Annotated in this window: 1 protein-coding gene; it reads right to left on the bottom strand. The window is 43.7% G+C overall.

What is annotated here, in order from left to right; all coding sequences use genetic code 11:
• Positions 1-1,245 (bottom strand): TonB-dependent receptor plug domain-containing protein (locus A1D16_RS19965; RefSeq protein ID WP_290712832.1); only part of this gene is annotated, 1,245 nt, incomplete at its 3' end.
• Positions 1,246-1,352 lie beyond the last annotated feature (107 nt).

Below are 1,352 nucleotides of genomic sequence, written 5' to 3'. Positions count from 1 at the left end.
AAATTGCCCTTCCGTCACCTGATTAAGATAAGTAACGTTGGCAGCCATACTAAGACGACTGGTAACATCAATAGTCGTGTATACTCCCAGGTTATTACGTTGCATCCTAGATGTTGGTATGAGACCTTTTACATCAAGGTTTGTGTATGAAACCCGGATGGAATAGTTATCTCCTGCTTTAGAGAAATTCAAGTTATTGTTTAACGTTACACCGGTGTTGTAAAAATCTCTTGAGTTTGTCTTTTGCGGAACAAGTTTGGCCGTCTGAAAAGAACGCTCATGGCCAGGAAACCATGCATAATAGGGAATATATTCCTGTCCCACCATTCTTGGCCCCCAACTTGCATCGTCAACATAATCATGGAAATATTTTCCATCCAGTGCCTTCCATTCTTCCGGCATACCTGTCACCCAGTTAAACTTTGTAAGATCACCTCTGCCACCACCTGCGTACGAGTTCTGGTAATTAGGAAGGATATACACCCTGTCAAATGTAATGCCTGAATTTATCTCCAAACCGAGGCCTTTTGCATTTTTCTTAGCCCTTTTGGTAGTTATTACGATGGCACCGTTTGCACCCTGAGCGCCAAAGATGGCCGAGGCGCCAGGCCCTTGTAAAACCGATAAATCTTCGATATCATCCGGGTTGATATCACCTGCTGCATTAGATGGCATAACCGTTCCATCTACTACATACAATACGTTGGAAGAGCCTACCAGTCCGGATTCCCCTCTCAGACGAATGCTGGCATATCCGTTGGACCCCAGTTTAGCCGCCGATTGACTTCTAACCTGTACACCTGCCACTTTACCAGCCAGTGCATTGTTTACATCCGCCTGCCGGATGGTATTCAGTTTTTCATCTCCGATGCTTTGAACGGCTGAACTGGAACTACGTTGGGTACGTTTAATATTGTACGCACCGGTTACCACCACTTCCTGTAAACCAGCTTCACCGGCATTATCAAGCGCAACCGTTACCAGGTTCTGATCACCCAGTGTTATGGAATTTGTTTTCTGCCCTACTGCAGAAACTTCCAATACATCGCCTGTTTTTGCTTTAATGGTAAAAACGCCGTTAACATCCGCCGAAACACCTGTTGTGCTTCCTTTAATCTTAATCGTTGCGAAGGGTATCGGATTCCCCTTGTCGTCAACAATCTTACCTGTTACCGGACGGGTCTGGCCGAATGCTAAGGAACAGCACAGCGACCCGATCACCAGTAGTGATAGGACTTTTCTCATGTTGTGTTAGTTTTTGATTATGGTGCTAATTTAAGACGCAAACTAATTGTTAAATTTTTAAAACAAGATAATTTACGGTATTTATTATATTTTTAGCGGTATTTTAT

The organism is Flavihumibacter sp. CACIAM 22H1, from assembly GCF_001601815.1.
GTDB lineage: Bacteria > Bacteroidota > Bacteroidia > Chitinophagales > Chitinophagaceae > Flavihumibacter.
Note: the sequence above shows the minus strand (reverse complement) of the source record. Positions and strands in the feature narration are given on the sequence as shown.